This window comes from Nonomuraea sp. NPDC050643 (genome assembly GCF_040654715.1).
Lineage (GTDB): Bacteria > Actinomycetota > Actinomycetes > Streptosporangiales > Streptosporangiaceae > Nonomuraea.
Genome location: NZ_JBFAIM010000027.1, coordinates 120,343 through 135,903 on the forward strand (window position 1 = coordinate 120,343; position 15,561 = coordinate 135,903).

Genomic DNA, 15,561 nt, shown 5'->3' on the forward strand with positions numbered 1-15,561 from the left:
GCCGCCTGCCTAGGGACGGAAATGTGGGACTCGCCCTCGACCGTCGTCGTTCCGACAGAGAACGTCAAGACGTCCCGACTGGTGTCAGTCGTACCGGAGGGTCATCTCGTCGAGGTTGAGCCAGTTCGCGCTGCCCTTGGCCGAGTCGAAGATGACCGAGACGGTGTTGGCCCCCTGCCGCAGCGCCACGCCCGGCACGGTCACCGTGCTCCACGTGCCCCAGCCGCCCGTGGACGGGAACCGCAGCGCGTTCACGACCCCGGCACCGTTGACGTAGACGTGGCGGACGGCGTCGCCCGCGGCGGCGGCGTAGCGGAAGGTGAGGTCGTAGCGGCCGGCCCGGCTGACGTCGGGGTGCAGGTCCAGCCACTGGCCGTCGGCGTTCCAGCCGGCCACGTAGCCGGTGCCGGTGTATCCCTGGTGGGTCGACTCGGTGCCGAGGCCGTGCAGGGTGCCCGACTCGGCCTGGAACTGGGCGGACAGGTCGAGCCGGTCGAGGTTGAGGTAGTTGCCGCCCGGCTCCATCCGGATCGTGTTGTGCCCCTGGGCCAGGGTGACGCCGTTGAGCACGACGGTGCTCCAGGCGCCCCAGCCGCCGGTGGAGGAGAACGTCGCGTCCAGCGGGGCGCCGCCGTTGACGGTGAGGCGGCGGGATGCGTCGCCCGCCCCGGCGGCGTAGCGCAGGCGCAGCTCATATGGGCCGGCGGACGGGACGTTGACCTGGAAGGTGAGCGTCTGGCCGGCGGAGTTCCAGCCGGCCAGGTAGCCCCGGCCGCTGAAGCCGGGCTGGGTGCTCTCCGCGCCGATGCCGGTGGACAGCGCGTTCTCGGCCTCGTACACGCCGTCCTCCGGCTGGAGCCCGGTGTTGCCGTCGTGCTGGACGAGTTGCAGGGCGCTGACGGCGGCGGCCGCGGTGAGGCTCTGGAGATGGCCGGCGGGCGCGGGGGCGGACCAGTCGGGCCCGGTCAGGTCGTCGCCGGTACGCCGGTGCCGCCAGGCCTGGGTGGCGTTGCGCTGGAGGAAGGGCAGGTACTGGGCCTGGCCGTGGCGGGTGACGAGGGTGTTGAGCCCGCGGAACAGCAGCGACTTGAAGCCGCCGCCGTCGTCGATGCCCTCATGCGTCATCGTGCCGCCGTTGGTCAGGTAGGTGGTGGCCCAGTCCGCCGCGGCGCGGGCGTCGGTGAGGTAGGAGGCGGCGCCGGTCGCGGTGTGGAGTGCGGCGGCGGCGCTGATGTAGGTGCCGAAGTTGTAGCTGAAGTCCCACTTCACGAGGGTGCCCGAGCCCTCGATGTGGTCGTAGACGTGGCCGGACTCCTGGAGGTTGGCCTTGATCCAGGCGAACAGCGACTGGGCCCGCGTCAGGTAGGTCGCGTCGCCGGTGGCGGCGTACAGCTTGGTGGCGGTGAGAGCCGCGGGGGCGTTGGTGGCGACGTTCTTCTGGTTGTGCACGCTGCGGCGCCACCAGATGCCGCCCCCGTAGGTGGAGTCGTGCTCGCCCCAGATCTGGTCGAACAGCGACCGCGACCGGTTCAGGTACGTCACGTCACCGGTGATCTCGTACGCCCGCGCGCTGGCCAGCGCCCACCAGCCGACGTCGTCGTTGTAGTCGTTGACGAAGGTCGGATAGTAGGCGACGAAACCGGCGTAGACGTCGTCGATCATCCGGCGGTGGGCCGCGCTGCCGGTGCGCTGGTAGGCGTCCATCACCAGCTCCCATAGCTGGGCCTCCCACCAGAAGTCGGTGTACAGGCCGCCCTCGGGGCCGTGCGCGTGCTCGGGATGGATCCGCCGATCGCTGTTGGTGTAGAAGTACTTCTTCGCCGGGTCCCAGAAGGTGGCGACGAAGGCCGCCATGGCGGCGTCGGCATCGGCGGGCACGGTGGCGGCGGTGGCAGTGGCGGTGGCTGTCGCGGTGGTCACGGTGGTGGTCACGGTGGCGGCCTGCGCGGGCTGGACGAGGGCCGCCGATAAGAGCAGGCAGGCGGCCGCGATGCGGGCCCTCACGAGTTGTTCTCCTTCAGCACCCGGTCACCCTGCTGCTGCGCCTGGGTGAGCGCCTGCTGGGCGGTGGTCTTGCCCTCCATGAGGAGCTGGAGGGCCGGGATCAGGGTCTCCTCCTCCATCGGCCCGTAACCCGCGCAGGCAGGGCGGATCTTGGCGAACTGCAGCGTGTCCAGAATCGGCTTCCAGAACGGGTCGCCGGCGAAGAAGGGATCCTGCGCCGCCTGGACGTTGCCGGGGATGTTCAGGCTCGTCTTCGCCCACAGCATCGCGTTCTCCTTCTCGGCCGTCCACCACTTGACGAACTCCCAGGACTCCTCCTTGTGCTTGGCGGCCTGCGGGATCACCAGCCCGAAGCCGCCCATGAGGCTGGCCTGGCCGCCCTGCGGCCCCGCCGGCGGCGGGACGATGCCGAAGTCGAGGTCCTTGCCGTACTTCTTGTAGGTGGTGATGTTCCAGGGGCCGGTCAGGATCATGGAGACCTTGCCGGTCGCGAAGGCGTCGGTGCCCTCGCCGAGCCCCTTCTCGAAGCCGCTCTGGTAGACGCCCGCCTTGGCCATGCGGTTCCACAGGTCGAGGGCCTGCAGCCCCGGCGGGCCGTTGAACGTCGTACGCGAGCAGTCGTCGCTGACCATCTGCCCGCCGGCCTGGCGCATGTACATGCTGAACAGGCCGACGTCGTCCATCGACAGGCCCGCGCGGACCAGCTTGCCGCCCTCGCGCCGGGTGAGCTTCACCGCCGCCTGCTCCAGCTCGGCCCACGTGCGCGGCGGCTCGACGCCGGCCTCCTTCAGGTGGGCCTTGTTGTAGAACAGGGCCCGCGCGTCGACCGTGAGCGGCAGGCCGTACAGCTTGCCGCCCTGGGTGAGCTCGCGCAGGGCCTCGCTGTAGAAGCGCTCCCGCTCGATGCCGTCCTTCTTCAGCCGGTCGTCGATGGGGTGGAGGACGCCCTTGGGGGCGTAGGTGGCGGTGCGCCAGCGGTCCCAGAACATGACGTCGGGAGCCTGGCCGGAGGTGGAGGCGGTGAGGAACTTGGTGAGCATGTCCTCCTGGACGACGTACTCGACCTGGATCTTGGGGTGGGTCTTGTTGAAGGCGGCGGTCATGGTCCTGAACTGCTGCTCGCCCTCGCCGGACCAGTCGCCCCAGAACTTCAGCCGCACCACGCCGTCGGAGGCGGGGGTGTCGGACGAGGCACAGCCGGCCGTGACCGTCGTCAGGACGGCGAGGGTGGCGGCGGCCAGCCGCCTGATCAGAGTCGGACGCATCGGCGGCTCACTCCTTTTCGCGAGATGGTCACAGAGATGGTCGCGGTGATGGTCGCGGTGATGGTCGCGGGGATGGTCACTGGATGCCGGAGCCGGTGAAGGCCAGGCCACGCGTCAGGTACCGCTGCCCGAAGGCGAACAGCAGCAGGGTGGGCAGCATCGCGACGATCGATCCGGCCATGAGCGGCCCGTAGTCGGTCTGCTTGTTGAAGGAGAAGGCGGCCAGGCTCATCTGGATGGTGCTCATGTCGGGGTCGTTGAGCACGATCAGCGGCCAGAGGAAGCCGTTCCAGCCCGCGACGAAGGTGAAGACCGCCAGGGTGGCCAGCGCGGGCCGGCACAGCGGCAGGTAGATCCGCCAGAAGATGCGGAACTCGGGGCAGCCGTCCACGCGGGCGGCCTCGCCCAGGTCCTTGGGCAGCGCCAGGAAGAACTGCCGCATCATGAACACCGCGAACGCCCCGACCGCGCCGGGCAGCAGCACCGCCCAGTACGTGTTGAGCAGCCCGACACCACCCTGACCGGCCAGGTCGTTGCCCCCGGCCAGCGGCAGGTTCTTGACGATGAGGAAGGAGGGCACCAGGGTCACCACGGCCGGCACCATCATCGAGGCCAGCAGCACCCGGAACAGCAGCCGGCTGCCGCGGAACGGCAGCCGCGCGAACGCGTAGCCGGCCAGCGAGCCGAGCACCAGGTTGGTGACCACGCCGCCCACGGCCAGCAGCATCGAGTTGGCGAAGTGCCGGGCGAACGGCACGGTGGTGAACGCGGACCGGTAGTGCTCGAAGGTGATCGAGCCGGGCAACCATTTGATGGGCAGCGCGATGATCTCGTCGTCGGGCTTCAGTGACGTGCTCAGCGACCACAGGAACGGCAGCAGCATGAACAGCCCGGCGACGGTGAGCGCGCCGTAGAACAGGACGAGCCTGACCGCTCTGATCATGTCTCGTCACTCCGGTTGACCCGCATGTTGATCACGGTGACCGCCACGATGATGAGGAAGAGGGTGAACGCCTGCGCCGAGGCGTAGCCCATCTGCAGCCGGTTGAAGCCGGTCTCGTAGATCTGGTAGACGGGCGTCAGGGTCGAGTTGGCCGGTCCGCCCTTGGTCATCACGTACGCCTGGTCGAAGAGCTGGAACGCCCCGATCAGCGACAGCGTCGTGACGAACAGCGTCGTGGTGCGCAACTGGGGCCAGGTGATGTGCGCGAACGACGCCCAGCGGCCGGCTCCGTCGAGTGCGGCGGCCTCGTACAGGTGGCCGGGGATGTTCTGCAGGCCCGCGAGGTAGATCAGCATGTTGGAGCCGATCCCCTGCCACAGCGTGACCAGCACGATGGAGACCATGGCGGTGCTGCTGGAGCCGACCCACGCGGGGCCCGGGATGCCGAAGAACCCGAGGATCTCGTTGATCGGCCCGTAGTGGCTGTTGAGCATCCACGTCCACACGGTCGCGGCGGCCACGGGGGAGGTGACGACGGGGATGTAGAAGACGGTGCGGAAGAGGCCCATCGCCGGCAGCCGGCTGTTGAGCGCCACCGCCAGTAGCAGCGAGACGGCGATCATCACGGGCACGAACATCGCGCAGTAGAGCAGGATGTTCTTCAGCGTGATGACGAAGGTGGCGTCCTCCAGCAGCCTGGCGTAGTTCGCCAGCCCGGCCCAGGTGGGCGGTGTGAGCACGTCGTAGGAGGTGAAGCTGAGGCCGAGGGCGCCGATGACGGGCAGCACGGTGAAGATGACGAACAGCACCATCGGCGGCGTGGCGAACAGGGCGCCGGCCCGGGCCTGGTGCCGGGTCAGCGGGGAGCGGGCGGGTGGGGTGGGGCCGGGTGGCGAGGCCCGGCCGGGCGCGGACCGGCCGGCGAGCGTCTGGGTCATGTCACCGAGTTCCCTCCGCCACGTGCGCGAGATGTCACTTGAAGGCAACGTAGGAATCAAGTTGGCATAAGTCAATATGTCAGAGTCGAGATGATATATATCTGGACGTATCTACATACCAGGTGAGGGGAAGAGTGGCTGCCAGAGGCCCGCTGCTGTACGAGCGGATCGTCGACTACCTGCTGGACGAGATCAGGCGGGGCGCCCTGGTCCCCGGTGACCGCGTGCCCTCGGAGATGGAGCTGGCCGAGCGGTTCGAGGTCAGCCGGATCACCTCCAAGAAGGCGCTGGAGCTCCTCCGCGAGGCCGGCGTCGTCCACCGGATCCGCGGCAAGGGCTCGTTCGTGGCCCCCGACCTGCCCGACCTCGGCACGCTGTCGCTCGCCGCGCGTCCCGCCGAGGCCGAAGGGGAGCGCGGCGCCATCGCGATGATCTACCCGGACGCGTCCGAGGCGTACGGGCTCGAACTGCTCTGCGCCGTGGAGGAGCGCTGCGCCGAGCGGGGCATCACCCTGGCGATCAAGCGCACCCGCGGCAGCCAGGAAGAGGAGGAGAAGGCGATCGAGTCGATGGTGGACGCCGGGCTCGTGGACGGCCTGATCGTCTTCCCCGTGCACGGCGAGTACTACAACGCCGGCCTGCTGCGCACCATCCTCGACGGCCACCCGCTGGTCCTCGTCGACCGCTACCTGGCCGGGATCCAGGTGTGCGCGGTGCGCACGGACAACGTGGCCGCCGCGCGGGCGCTGACCGAGCGCCTGCTCGACCAGGGACACCGGGAGATCGCGTTCGTCTCGCCGCCGCCGGAGAACACCTCCAGCATCGAGGAGCGGCTGGAGGGCTTCCGCGCCGCCTGCGCCGCCCGCGGCCTGCCGCCCGACCGGCAGCACCTGCTGACCGACCTGTCCAGCACCCTGCCCGGCGCCTTCACACCGGACAACGTGCGGGCCGACGTCGAGCGCATCCGCGCCTTCCAGGCCTGCGAACCTCAGATCACCGCGTTCGTGGTCTGTGAGTACAACCTGGCGCGGGTGATGGACCGGGCGCTCGACGGACCGGCCATCGCCTGCTTCGACTCGCCCCTCGACCCCGTCGCGGGCCCCGCCTTCCTCCACGTGCGCCAGGACCAGCGCGAGATGGGCAGGCGGGCGGTCGATCTGCTGCTCGCGCAGATGCGGGGCGAGTCCGTACCCGCGCGGTCCATCGTGCCGTTCACGATCGTCGAGCCCACCTGATGGAGGCAGAACCCTTGTGGAACCACCGGGCCGATCTGGCCCAGCGCAGCCTCGACCACTACTTCGGCGCCCCCGGGGAGCAACTCTTCGACAACTGGCATCCGCTGGGGCCGGGCGACAACGACGTCTTCAACTACTGGTGGCTGGCGCACGCCATGGACGTCCGGATCGACGCCTACCAGCGGACCTCGGACCCGGCCTGGCTGGAGCGGGCCCGGCGGATCCTCGACGGGATCCGGCTGCGCAACGGGGGCGAGCTCTTCAACGACTATTTCGACGACATGCTCTGGCTCGCGCTGGCGACCCTGCGCCTGGCCGAGGCGACCGGCGACCCCGGCCTGTACGGCGACGCCGGCCGGCTCTGGCAGCACGTCCTCGACCACGGCTGGAACGACCACGAGGGCGGCGGCATCGCCTGGCGCGGCGCCCAGCCGTACTACAAGAACACCCCGGCCAACGCCCCGTTCGTCATCCTGTCGGCGCGCCTCCACCGGCGCACCGGTGACGCCCGCTACCGGGAGTGGGGGCTGCGCGTCATGGACTGGCTGGAAGGCGCGCTCGTCGAACCGGGCGGATTCGTGCACGACGGCGTCAACCGGCAGCAGGACCACGCCATCGACGCGGACTGGCGCTTCACCTACAACCAGGGCCTGTACGTCGGCGCGTGCGTCGAACTGGGCGGCGAGGGTTACCTGGAGCGCGCCGCGCGCACGGCCCGCACCGCCATCGCCGAGCTGAGCGCGGAGGGCGTCTTCGCCGTCGAGGGCGAGGGCGGTGACGAGGGGCTGTTCAAGGGCGTCTTCTACCGCTACGCCCGCGAGCTCGTCGAGGCCGCGGACGTGCCGGAGGTGCGGGACTTCGTCCTCGAGAGCACCGACCGGCTGTGGCGCTCGTGCGAGCGCGACGGCCTCCTGCTCGCCAACGGCGACTGGAACCACCCGCCGGACGCGAAGGTCCCCCTGTCGGCGCAGCTCAGCGCGGTCATGGCCACGGAGATGTGCGCGGCCATGACCGCCTGAGCGACCGCTCAGGAGGCTTCTGAGGCGGCCGGGCGGATCTGGACCGCCCGGACTCGCTCGACGTCGAGCTTGTCCGTCCGGTCGAAGCGGTAGATGCCGTTCTCCTCCTGGAACACGTCGGTGAGCTGCGTGTAGCAGTAGCCGAACATGTCCGGGTCGTCCAGCAGGACGTCGGTGAGGCCGGCGAAGCGGGAGTGGAACTCCTCCTCGGTGCGCACGCGCTGGCCGTAGCCCCAGGAGCTCGAGCGGGCCGCGTCCTGCTCGGTGCCGGCGAGCTCGGGGTTCCACCAGATGCCGCCGTACTCGCTGACGAAGTACGGCTGGCCGCGGTACGGAAGGGAGATGGGGCGATCGTCCGCCGAGTTGACGTAGGGCTCGTCCTTGCCCAGGCCGCTGAGGTCGCCGGCGAAGACGCTCGGCTCCTGCTCGTAGTGGTGCGAGTCGTAGACGTCGGTCTCCAGCACGCGGTGGCTGTAGCCGGAGGCGTCGATGACCGGGCGGGTGGGGTCGGCGAGCTTCGTGGCCAGGAACATGCCGCGCGTGACGTCGTCCAACTGGCTGACGCGGTCGTGGATCACCTGGGAGGTCTCGTTCAGCGGGCACCAGCCGATGATCGACGGGTGCGAGACGTCCCGCTCCAGGACCTCCAGCCACTGCGTGACGAAGGAGGCGGTCGGCGACTGCTCGTGCCCGTCGTGGGCGCCCCAGTCGCCGAACTCGCCCCACACCAGGTAGCCCAGCCGGTCGGCGTGGTAGAGGAAGCGCTCCTCGAACACCTTCTGGTGCAGGCGGGCGCCGTTGAAGCCGGCGGCCACCGACAGCTCGATGTCGCGCAGCAGGGCGGCGTCGGTGGGGGCGGTCATGAGGCCGTCGGGGTAGTAGCCCTGGTCCAGCACGAGCCGCTGGAAGACCGGGCGGCCGTTGATGAGCACGCGCTTGCCGTCGATCGCGATCGAGCGCAGGCCGGCGTAGCTGTCCACGGCGTCCGTGACGGCGCCGCCGGCGTCGAGCAGTTCGATCCGGACGTCGTAGAGGAAGCCCGCACCAGGCTCCCACAGGCGCACCCGCCCGGCGGGCAGCTCCAGGCGTACGGATGGGGCGAGGTCCACGTCGGCGCGGACGGTCGCGGTGGCGGCCACGCCGTCCCCGTCGGAGACGGTCACGCGGACCGAGCTGCCGGGACGGTTGGCCGACAGCGGGGTGACGACGGTGAAGGAGGAGGTCGCGACGTCGGGGGTGATGCGCGGGCGGCGCAGGTGCGCGTCGGGGACCGGCTCCAGCCACACCGTCTGCCAGATCCCCGTCGTACGGGTGTAGAGGCACTCGTAGTTGTCGTACCTGGTGGACTGCTTGCCGCGGGCCTGCGGCCCCTGCCGGGGGTCGCGGGCGCGGACCACGATCGTCGCCTCCTCGCCGGGGCGGGCCACCGCCGACAGGTCGGCCGTGAACGGGGAGAATCCGCCGCGGTGGCGGGCCACCTCGACGCCGTTCACCCACACCGTGGCGTCATGATCCACCGCGCCGAAATGCAGCAACGTCCGGCGGCCGGCCCACGCGGCCGGGATCGTCACGGTCCGGCGGTACCAGACCGCCTCCATGAAGTCGGTCTCCTCGACCCCGGACAACTCCGACTCCGGGGCGAAGGGCACGGTGATCGTCCCGGAGAGCTCGCGCTCGCGCAGGCCACGCTCAAGGCCGGAGTCCCCGGCGTCGGTCTCGAACTGCCACGACCCGTTGAGGATGAGCCAGTCCGGGCGCACCATCTGCGGGCGGGGATACTCCGGTCGGGGGACGTCGTGAGGGGCGGAACTCGGCATCTGACAACCTTCAGAAATCGCAGACAGCGGGCAGGTCAGGTCTTTTGCTACGTAGCAAAGTGTGCCACACTCCCTCCAACCGGAGTCAACATCCGGCTACCCCCCGTTGTGAGGGCCGGCCGGACCCTCTGCGAGGAACCACCTATGAGCGAGTGGCCCAATACCCGGCTTTCCCGGCGCAGGGTGCTGCAAGTCGCGGGATTGTCCGCCTTCCTGGCCGGTTGCGGCGCGGCGCCGGACCGGCCCGACGCCAAGGAGATCGCCTTCTGGCATCTCCTCACCGGCGGCGACGGCGAGCGAATGAACGCGATCGTCACCAAAGCCGACACGGAGATGCCACAAGCCCGCATCAAGCAGGTCGTACTTGCCTGGGGCGCCCCCTACTACACCAAACTCGCGATGTCGGCGGCCGGCGGCCGTGCCCCCGACCTCGGCATCGTGCACATGTCCCGCCTGGCCGGGTACGCCCCCGGCGGCCTGCTCGACCCCTGGGACCTCAACCGGCTCGCCCGCTACGGCGTCAGCGAGTCGACGTTCACGGCCCCGGCGTGGAAGAGCTCCATCGTCAACGGCAAGACCTACGCCCTGGCCCTGGACTCCCACGCGTTCGTGGCCTTCTTCAACACCGACCTGGCCGGCAAGGCCGGGCTGCTCGACTCCGCCGGGAAACTGCCGGAGATCAAGAGCCTGGACGACATGAAACGTCTCGGCACGGAGTTCAAGAAGCTCACCGGCAAGCAGTACGGCCTCGCCTACGGCTTCCTCGGCGACGGCGGCCAGTTGTGGCGCCTGTTCTGGACCTTCTACAGCCAGCACGGCGCCACCTTCGACCTGCAGGGCGAGAAGTTCACCTACGACGCCGAGGCCTTCGGCGAGTCGGTCGAGACGATGCGCAAGCTGGTCGACGGCGAGGTCGCCTCCACCAGCGCCGAGTACGCCACCGCCAGCTCGGCGTTCCTCAACGGCGACGTCGGCCTGGTCTTCTCCGGCGTCTGGGAACTGCCGCAGTACCAGGAGGCGAAGCTGCCCCTGGGCGCCCTGCCGATCCCCAACATGTTCGGCACGGGCATCGACGCGACCTGGGGCGACTCGCACACGTTCGTCCTGCCGCACCAGTCGAACCCGGACGAGAGCCGCCGCGAACTCGCCTACGAGGCGGTCTCGCGGATCCTCAAGAACTCGCTGTCCTGGGGCGAGGCCGGGCACACGCCCGCCTTCCAGCCCGTCGTCAACACCCCCGAGTTCAAGGCGCTGCGGCCCAACAACGACTACGCGATCACGGCGACATATCTGCACTACGATCCGCCGTCCTCGTTCTCCGGCTCGGGCTCGAACTTCATGACCCAGTTCGGCAGCGTGATCCAGAACGCGCTGATCGGCCAGACCTCTGTCCAGGACGCCGTCTCCGACTTCGCCGAGCGCGTCAACGTCCTCATCTCCAAGGCGGTGAAGCGATGACGTCGGCCACCCTCACGAAGGGCGCCGTGACCGAGGCGCCCAAGACCCGTACGCGGGTGCGCGGGGGGCGCATCGGGCTTCTCTACGTCCTGCCGTTCTTCGTGTCGTTCGCGCTCTTCCTCCTGTGGCCCACGGTCTACGGGATCTGGATGAGCTTCACCGACCGCGACCTGGCGGCCGGCACCGAGCCGAAGATGGTCGGGCTCGCCAACTACGCCGAGGCCCTCACCGACCCGATGGTGTGGACGACGTTCGGCAACACGCTGCTGTTCACCGTGCTGACCACGATCCCGCTGGTGGTGCTGGCCCTCGTGGCGGCGCTGCTGGTCAACATGGGGCTGCCGGGGCAGTGGGTGTGGCGCATGTCGTTCTTCCTGCCGTACCTGCTGGCCTCGACCGTGGTGAGCCTGTTCTGGAAGTGGCTCTACAACCCCGAGCTCGGGCTGATCAACGCCGTGTTCGGCTTCTTCGGGGCCGAGGGCGAGAAGTGGCTGCAGGACCCGGACACCGCCATGGCGGCGATCGCGATCACCACCACGTGGTGGACGCTCGGCTTCAACTTCCTGCTCTATCTGGCCGCGCTGCAGAACATCCCCAGCACGGTCTACGAGGCCGCCTCGATCGACGGGGCGGGCAAGTGGCGCCAGCTCTTCTCGATCACGCTGCCGCTGCTGCGCAACACCACCATGCTCATCCTCGTGCTGCAGGTCCTGGCCTCGCTCAAGGTCTTCGACCAGATCTACCAGATGACGTCCGGCGGCCCCGACGACAGCACCCGCTCGATCCTCATGTACGTCTTCGACTCCGGCTTCACCGGCTACCGGCTCGGCTACGCCTCGGCCATCTCCTACGTCTTCTTCGCCATCATCCTGGTCCTGTCGCTGCTGCAACTGAGGTTCGCCCGGAGGTCCGACCACTCATGAAGAGCACCACTGCCGGGCGCGTCATGGCCTTCGTGGTCCTCGCCCTGTTCAGCCTCCTGATGCTGGCGCCGTTCCTGTGGGCGGTGAACACCTCGCTCAAGTCGGAGGCCGACGCCAGCGCCTCACCCGTGACGATCCTGCCCGCGGGCGGCTACACCTGGGAGATCTACGCCAACGTCTTCAAGATGGGCAACATCCCCACCTGGATGGTCAACAGCCTCATCGTGGCGACCGGCGTCACCCTCATCACGCTGGTGATCTCCACCCTGGCCGGGTACGCGTTCTCCCGGCTGGACTTCGTCGGCCGCAAACCCCTCCTGGCCCTCACGGTCGCCTCGATCATGGTCCCGGGGACCATCTTCATCGTGCCGCTCTTCGACGAGATGCTCGCCTTCGACATGGTGGACACGTACTGGGGGATCATCCTGCCCCAGGTGGTCGCGCCGGTCATGGTGTTCATCCTCAAGCGCTTCTTCGACAGCATCCCCCGCGAGCTGGAGGACGCCGCCCGGGTGGACGGGGCCAACTCGTTCCGCATCTTCCTGCGGATCGTGCTGCCGCTGTCGCGGCCCATCATCGCGGCGGTCGCGATCTTCACGTTCGTCGGCGCGTGGAACAACTTCCTGTGGCCGTTCATCGTGACCAACGACCCCAACCTGATGACCCTGCCCGTCGGGCTGCAGACCGTCACCAACGGCTACGGCGTCGTCTTCGCCCAGCTCATGGCCGGCGCCGTGCTGGCCGCGCTGCCCCTGATCCTGGTGTTCCTGTTCTTCCAGCGGCAGATCATCAAGGGCATCGCCACCACCGGCCTCGGCGGCCAGTGACCGAGGAAAGGCATTCGATGGCCGTCACCACGGCTCCGTTCCTCACCGGCGGCGGCCGGGTGGAGCTGCGTCCCCACAGCTATCCCGAGCCGGGGCCGGGCCAGTTGCTCGTCCGGCCGCGCGCCAACGCGCTGTGCGGCAGCGACCACGGCCTCTTCCGCGACGGCACCCCGGTCGTCGCGGGCCACGAGGCCGCGGGCACGGTCGCCGCCGCGGGCCCGGACACCACCACCCCGGTGGGGACCCGCGGCGTGATCTACCTCATGGCCTACTGCGGGCGCTGCCGGAGCTGCCGCGCCGGCGCGACCAACCTCTGCCTGGACAAGGCCGGCGACATGGGCTTCAACCGCGACGGCGGTCTCGGCCCGCTGGAGGTCGTGGAGGAACGGATGTTCTTCCCGGTCGGCGACGACCTCCCGTTCCCCCTGGCCACGATGCTCCTGGACGTCATGGGCACCAGCGGCGCCGCGCTGGACAGGGCGCTGAGCGTCCGCCCCGGCATCGAGTCGCTGCTGGTCACCGGAGCGGGCCCGGTCGGCGCCGGGATCCTGGCCGTCGCCCGGCTCAGGCTGGGCGCCGACGTGCCGATCTACGTCAGCGATGTCTCCGCGTGGCGGCTGTCCTTCGCGGAGTCGCTCGGCGGCATCCCCGTCGACGCCGGCTCCGTCGCGGGCCTGCCGGAGGTGGACGCCGCCGTGGACGCGTCGGGCCGCGCCGTCGCCCGGCGCTCCGCCCTCGACCGGCTCTCCAAGAGGGGCGTCCTGGTCTGCGTCGGCCACGGGGAGGGGCTGGAGCTGGACGTCTCGCCGGACCTCATCGCGACCGGGCGGGCGGTGCTGGGCAGCGAGTACTTCCCGTACGCGGACTTCCCGGCCAACCTGGAACTCCTACGGCGCAACGCCGGCTACCTCGGCCGGATCGTGACCCACACCTTCGACGTCAGCGAGACCGCGGCCGCGTTCGAGACGTTTCTGTCCGGCGAGTCCGGCAAGGTCGTCGTCACCCAGGAGGACGCGTGAACGCGCCCGCCCGCGTGGCCATCGTCGGCGCGGGCCAGTGGGGCGAGCAGCACGCCCGCGCCTTCTCCGCCCGGGCCGACTCCCGTGTCGTGGGGGTGTTCTCCCGCGACCTGGCCCGCGCGCGGCGGCGCGCGGCCCGCTGGTCCACCCAGGCGTACGACGACGTCGGGCGCATGATCGACGAGACCGGCCCCGACCTGATCAGCGTCTGCCTGCCCAACACCGAGCACTACGCGCCCACGCTGGACCTCATCCGGCGCGAGATCCCGCTCCTGGTGGAGAAACCGCTGGTCTTCGACCTGGACGAGGCCGACACGCTGCTCGCCGAGGCCCGCGAGCGCGACCTGTTCTTCGCGATCAACTTCAACCACCGCTACGCCGAGCCCGTCGTACGCGCCAGGCGCGACCTCGACGCGGGCCGGCTGGGCGAGCTGTCGTTCGCCACCTGGCGCTTCGGCGGCGAGGGCGGCTCGGCCCACCATCCGCACGCCAACCTCATCGAGACCCAGTGCCACGGCCTCGACCTGCTCGAGCACCTGGTAGGCCCGATCGACGCGGTCAGCGCCGAGATGACGAGGGGCGGCTCCACACTGGTCGTCGCGGCCCACTTCGCCTGCGGCGCGGTCGGCAGCCTCGTCGGCTCGTACGACTCCTCCTACGCCTACCCCCGCACCCACCACGTCGAGGTCAACGGCGACGCGGGCCGGCTGCTGATCGACGACACCACCCGGCGTTACGAGTTCTCCGCCGCCGGGTCGGAGGAGCGCACGGTCTGGGAGGCCGGCTACTTCAACGACCGGGCGCGCTCGTTCCACGAGACCTTCGACGCGCACCTCGACGCGCTCATGCCCGCGCTGCTGGCCGGGGCGGCGCCGCCCGTCCCGGCGGAGGCGGGTCGCCGGGCGCTGCGGATCGCGTACAAGGTGATCGAGGCGTTCGAGACAGGCCGCCGGGTCGGCGTGCCGCCTCACTGACTCGACTCGCGCACCTCCAACCGGAAGTCCACCAGGACGTGCGGCCCGCGCCCGCTGGGCTTGCCGGTGATCTGCTCGTGGAGCATCGCGACGGCGTTCCTGGCCAGCGCCTCCACGTCGGGGGAGACGGACGTCAGCGACGGCGTCGAATAGCGTGCCTCCTCGACGTCGTCGAAGCCCACCAGCGCGACCTCCTGCGGCACCCGGACCCCCCGGGCGCGCAGCGCGCGGAGCGCGCCGAGGGCGAGGGAGTCGTTCATCGCGTAGATGGCGTCCGGCAGTGGCCGCCCGGCGTCCATGTGCTCCTCGATCGCCGCCTGGCCGCCCGCGCGGGTCCAGTCGGCCTCGACCATCAGTTTGTCGTCGGCCGTCAGCCCCGCCTCGGCCATCCCCTCGAGAAAGCCCTGCAGCCGCTCCCGCGCCGTGACGTTGCCGTGGGGCGCGTAGCCGAGCAGCATGAGCCGCCGTCTGCCCGTGCCCGTCAGGTGGCGCGCCACCGCCACCGAGGCCTCCCGGTTCGGGATGCGGACGTGGTGGACCGGCCTCTCCAGGATCTGGTCGCCGACCAGCACGATCGGATAGTCGGGGCGGCGGAGCTCCCCGTCGCCCGGCCGGAGCGAGATGGCCGTCATGATCGCGCCGTCGGTGAGCTGGTTGCGGCCGCCCGCCAGCACCCTCAGCTCGCGCTCCCGGTCCGAGCCGGTCAGCTCGATCAGCACCGTGTATCCGAGCGCCTCGGCCTCGCGCACGACCGGGCTCGCGAGGTCGGCGAAGTAGCGGGCCCTGAAGTCGGGGACGACGAGCGCGATGAGCCCCGTCCTGGCGGCCCGGAGGCTGCGGGCGGCGGCGTTGGGGACGTAGCCGAGCGTCGCCATGGCGTCGAGCACGCGCCTGCGGGTCTCCGGACGGACGAACTCGTAGTCGTTGACGACGTTGGAGACCGTGCGCTGGGAGACACCGGCGGCGCGGGCGACGTCGTGCATGCTCACGGCCATCTGAGCGGCGCCTCACCCGGTGTCGACATCACGGCCTTCATCGTACTTTCGAGTAACACCCGATCTCATCTGGTTAACGTTGCAGCGTCCGAAGCCACCGACGACCCGGCTCCGCGCGCGGACGACACCGCTCCGCGCGCGGAC

Annotated in this window: 13 protein-coding genes; 7 read left to right on the top strand and 6 right to left on the bottom strand. The window is 70.0% G+C overall.

The genetic code is table 11. From position 1 onward, the window contains the following. Positions 1-84: 84 nt before the first annotated feature. From AB0I15_RS32645 to AB0I15_RS32660, 4 genes are all read right to left on the bottom strand, one after another. The gene (locus AB0I15_RS32645) at positions 85-2,004 is read right to left on the bottom strand and encodes a glycoside hydrolase family 76 protein (protein WP_358103678.1); all 1,920 of its coding nucleotides are present in this window, start codon (positions 2,002-2,004) and stop codon (positions 85-87) included. Next, the gene (locus AB0I15_RS32650) at positions 2,001-3,269 is read right to left on the bottom strand and encodes an ABC transporter substrate-binding protein (RefSeq protein ID WP_358103680.1); all 1,269 of its coding nucleotides are present in this window, start codon (positions 3,267-3,269) and stop codon (positions 2,001-2,003) included. The genes AB0I15_RS32645 and AB0I15_RS32650 overlap by 4 nt, the downstream gene beginning before the upstream one ends. 76 nt (positions 3,270-3,345) lie before the next feature. Beyond that, on the bottom strand, positions 3,346-4,212 hold the full coding sequence (locus AB0I15_RS32655) for a carbohydrate ABC transporter permease (protein ID WP_358103682.1): 867 nt from the start codon (positions 4,210-4,212) through the stop codon (positions 3,346-3,348). Continuing rightward, positions 4,209-5,150 (bottom strand): sugar ABC transporter permease, encoded by a 942-nt coding sequence (locus tag AB0I15_RS32660; RefSeq protein ID WP_358103685.1) that lies wholly within the window; start codon positions 5,148-5,150, stop codon positions 4,209-4,211. The genes AB0I15_RS32655 and AB0I15_RS32660 overlap by 4 nt, the downstream gene beginning before the upstream one ends. Positions 5,151-5,284: 134 nt before the next feature. On the opposite strand from AB0I15_RS32660, the gene AB0I15_RS32665 reads away from it, so the two are divergent. Both AB0I15_RS32665 and AB0I15_RS32670 read left to right on the top strand, forming a co-directional pair. Then, entirely contained in the window at positions 5,285-6,385 is a 1,101-nt protein-coding gene (locus AB0I15_RS32665) for a GntR family transcriptional regulator (RefSeq protein ID WP_358103687.1), read from the top strand. Then, positions 6,385-7,404 carry a glycoside hydrolase family 76 protein gene (locus tag AB0I15_RS32670; RefSeq protein WP_358103690.1) on the top strand — a complete coding sequence of 340 codons (1,020 nt, stop codon included), beginning with the start codon at positions 6,385-6,387 and terminating at the stop codon, positions 7,402-7,404. The genes AB0I15_RS32665 and AB0I15_RS32670 overlap by 1 nt, the downstream gene beginning before the upstream one ends. An 8-nt stretch (positions 7,405-7,412) precedes the next feature. On the opposite strand, the gene AB0I15_RS32675 is transcribed toward AB0I15_RS32670, so the two are convergent. Continuing rightward, on the bottom strand, positions 7,413-9,221 hold the full coding sequence (locus AB0I15_RS32675) for a sugar-binding domain-containing protein (RefSeq protein WP_358103693.1): 1,809 nt from the start codon (positions 9,219-9,221) through the stop codon (positions 7,413-7,415). Positions 9,222-9,365: 144 nt separating this feature from the next. On the opposite strand from AB0I15_RS32675, the gene AB0I15_RS32680 reads away from it, so the two are divergent. The 5 genes from AB0I15_RS32680 to AB0I15_RS32700 are packed head-to-tail and all read left to right on the top strand — an operon-like array spanning position 9,366 to position 14,422. Continuing rightward, positions 9,366-10,679, top strand: coding sequence for an extracellular solute-binding protein (locus AB0I15_RS32680; RefSeq protein ID WP_358103696.1), 1,314 nt, complete (start codon positions 9,366-9,368; stop codon positions 10,677-10,679). Next, positions 10,676-11,602 carry a sugar ABC transporter permease gene (locus AB0I15_RS32685; protein ID WP_358103698.1) on the top strand — a complete coding sequence of 309 codons (927 nt, stop codon included), beginning with the start codon at positions 10,676-10,678 and terminating at the stop codon, positions 11,600-11,602. The genes AB0I15_RS32680 and AB0I15_RS32685 overlap by 4 nt, the downstream gene beginning before the upstream one ends. Then, positions 11,599-12,429: a carbohydrate ABC transporter permease gene (locus tag AB0I15_RS32690; protein ID WP_358103701.1), complete on the top strand. Its 831-nt coding sequence runs from the start codon at positions 11,599-11,601 to the stop codon at positions 12,427-12,429. The genes AB0I15_RS32685 and AB0I15_RS32690 overlap by 4 nt, the downstream gene beginning before the upstream one ends. Positions 12,430-12,446: 17 nt before the next feature. Continuing rightward, positions 12,447-13,448, top strand: coding sequence for an alcohol dehydrogenase catalytic domain-containing protein (locus AB0I15_RS32695; RefSeq protein ID WP_358103704.1), 1,002 nt, complete (start codon positions 12,447-12,449; stop codon positions 13,446-13,448). Beyond that, entirely contained in the window at positions 13,445-14,422 is a 978-nt protein-coding gene (locus AB0I15_RS32700) for a Gfo/Idh/MocA family oxidoreductase (protein WP_358103711.1), read from the top strand. Before AB0I15_RS32695 ends, AB0I15_RS32700 begins: the two co-directional genes overlap by 4 nt. Here the strand turns inward: AB0I15_RS32700 and AB0I15_RS32705 are convergent. Next, positions 14,416-15,417: a LacI family DNA-binding transcriptional regulator gene (locus tag AB0I15_RS32705; RefSeq protein WP_358103714.1), complete on the bottom strand. Its 1,002-nt coding sequence runs from the start codon at positions 15,415-15,417 to the stop codon at positions 14,416-14,418. The two genes, AB0I15_RS32700 and AB0I15_RS32705, sit on opposite strands and share 7 nt — an antisense overlap. Positions 15,418-15,561 lie beyond the last annotated feature (144 nt).

Bases quoted from the DNA above. Each gene is read 5' to 3' on its own strand.
- AB0I15_RS32650 (WP_358103680.1), bottom strand. From the start codon at position 3,269: ATGCGTCCGACTCTGATCAGGCGGCTGGCCGCCGCCACCCTCGCCGTC.
- AB0I15_RS32655 (WP_358103682.1), bottom strand. From the start codon at position 4,212: ATGATCAGAGCGGTCAGGCTCGTCCTGTTCTACGGCGCGCTCACCGTC.
- AB0I15_RS32660 (WP_358103685.1), bottom strand. From the start codon at position 5,150: ATGACCCAGACGCTCGCCGGCCGGTCCGCGCCCGGCCGGGCCTCGCCA.
- AB0I15_RS32670 (WP_358103690.1), top strand. From the start codon at position 6,385: ATGGAGGCAGAACCCTTGTGGAACCACCGGGCCGATCTGGCCCAGCGC.
- AB0I15_RS32675 (WP_358103693.1), bottom strand. From the start codon at position 9,221: ATGCCGAGTTCCGCCCCTCACGACGTCCCCCGACCGGAGTATCCCCGC.
- AB0I15_RS32680 (WP_358103696.1), top strand. From the start codon at position 9,366: ATGAGCGAGTGGCCCAATACCCGGCTTTCCCGGCGCAGGGTGCTGCAA.
- AB0I15_RS32685 (WP_358103698.1), top strand. From the start codon at position 10,676: ATGACGTCGGCCACCCTCACGAAGGGCGCCGTGACCGAGGCGCCCAAG.
- AB0I15_RS32690 (WP_358103701.1), top strand. From the start codon at position 11,599: ATGAAGAGCACCACTGCCGGGCGCGTCATGGCCTTCGTGGTCCTCGCC.
- AB0I15_RS32695 (WP_358103704.1), top strand. From the start codon at position 12,447: ATGGCCGTCACCACGGCTCCGTTCCTCACCGGCGGCGGCCGGGTGGAG.
- AB0I15_RS32705 (WP_358103714.1), bottom strand. From the start codon at position 15,417: ATGGCCGTGAGCATGCACGACGTCGCCCGCGCCGCCGGTGTCTCCCAG.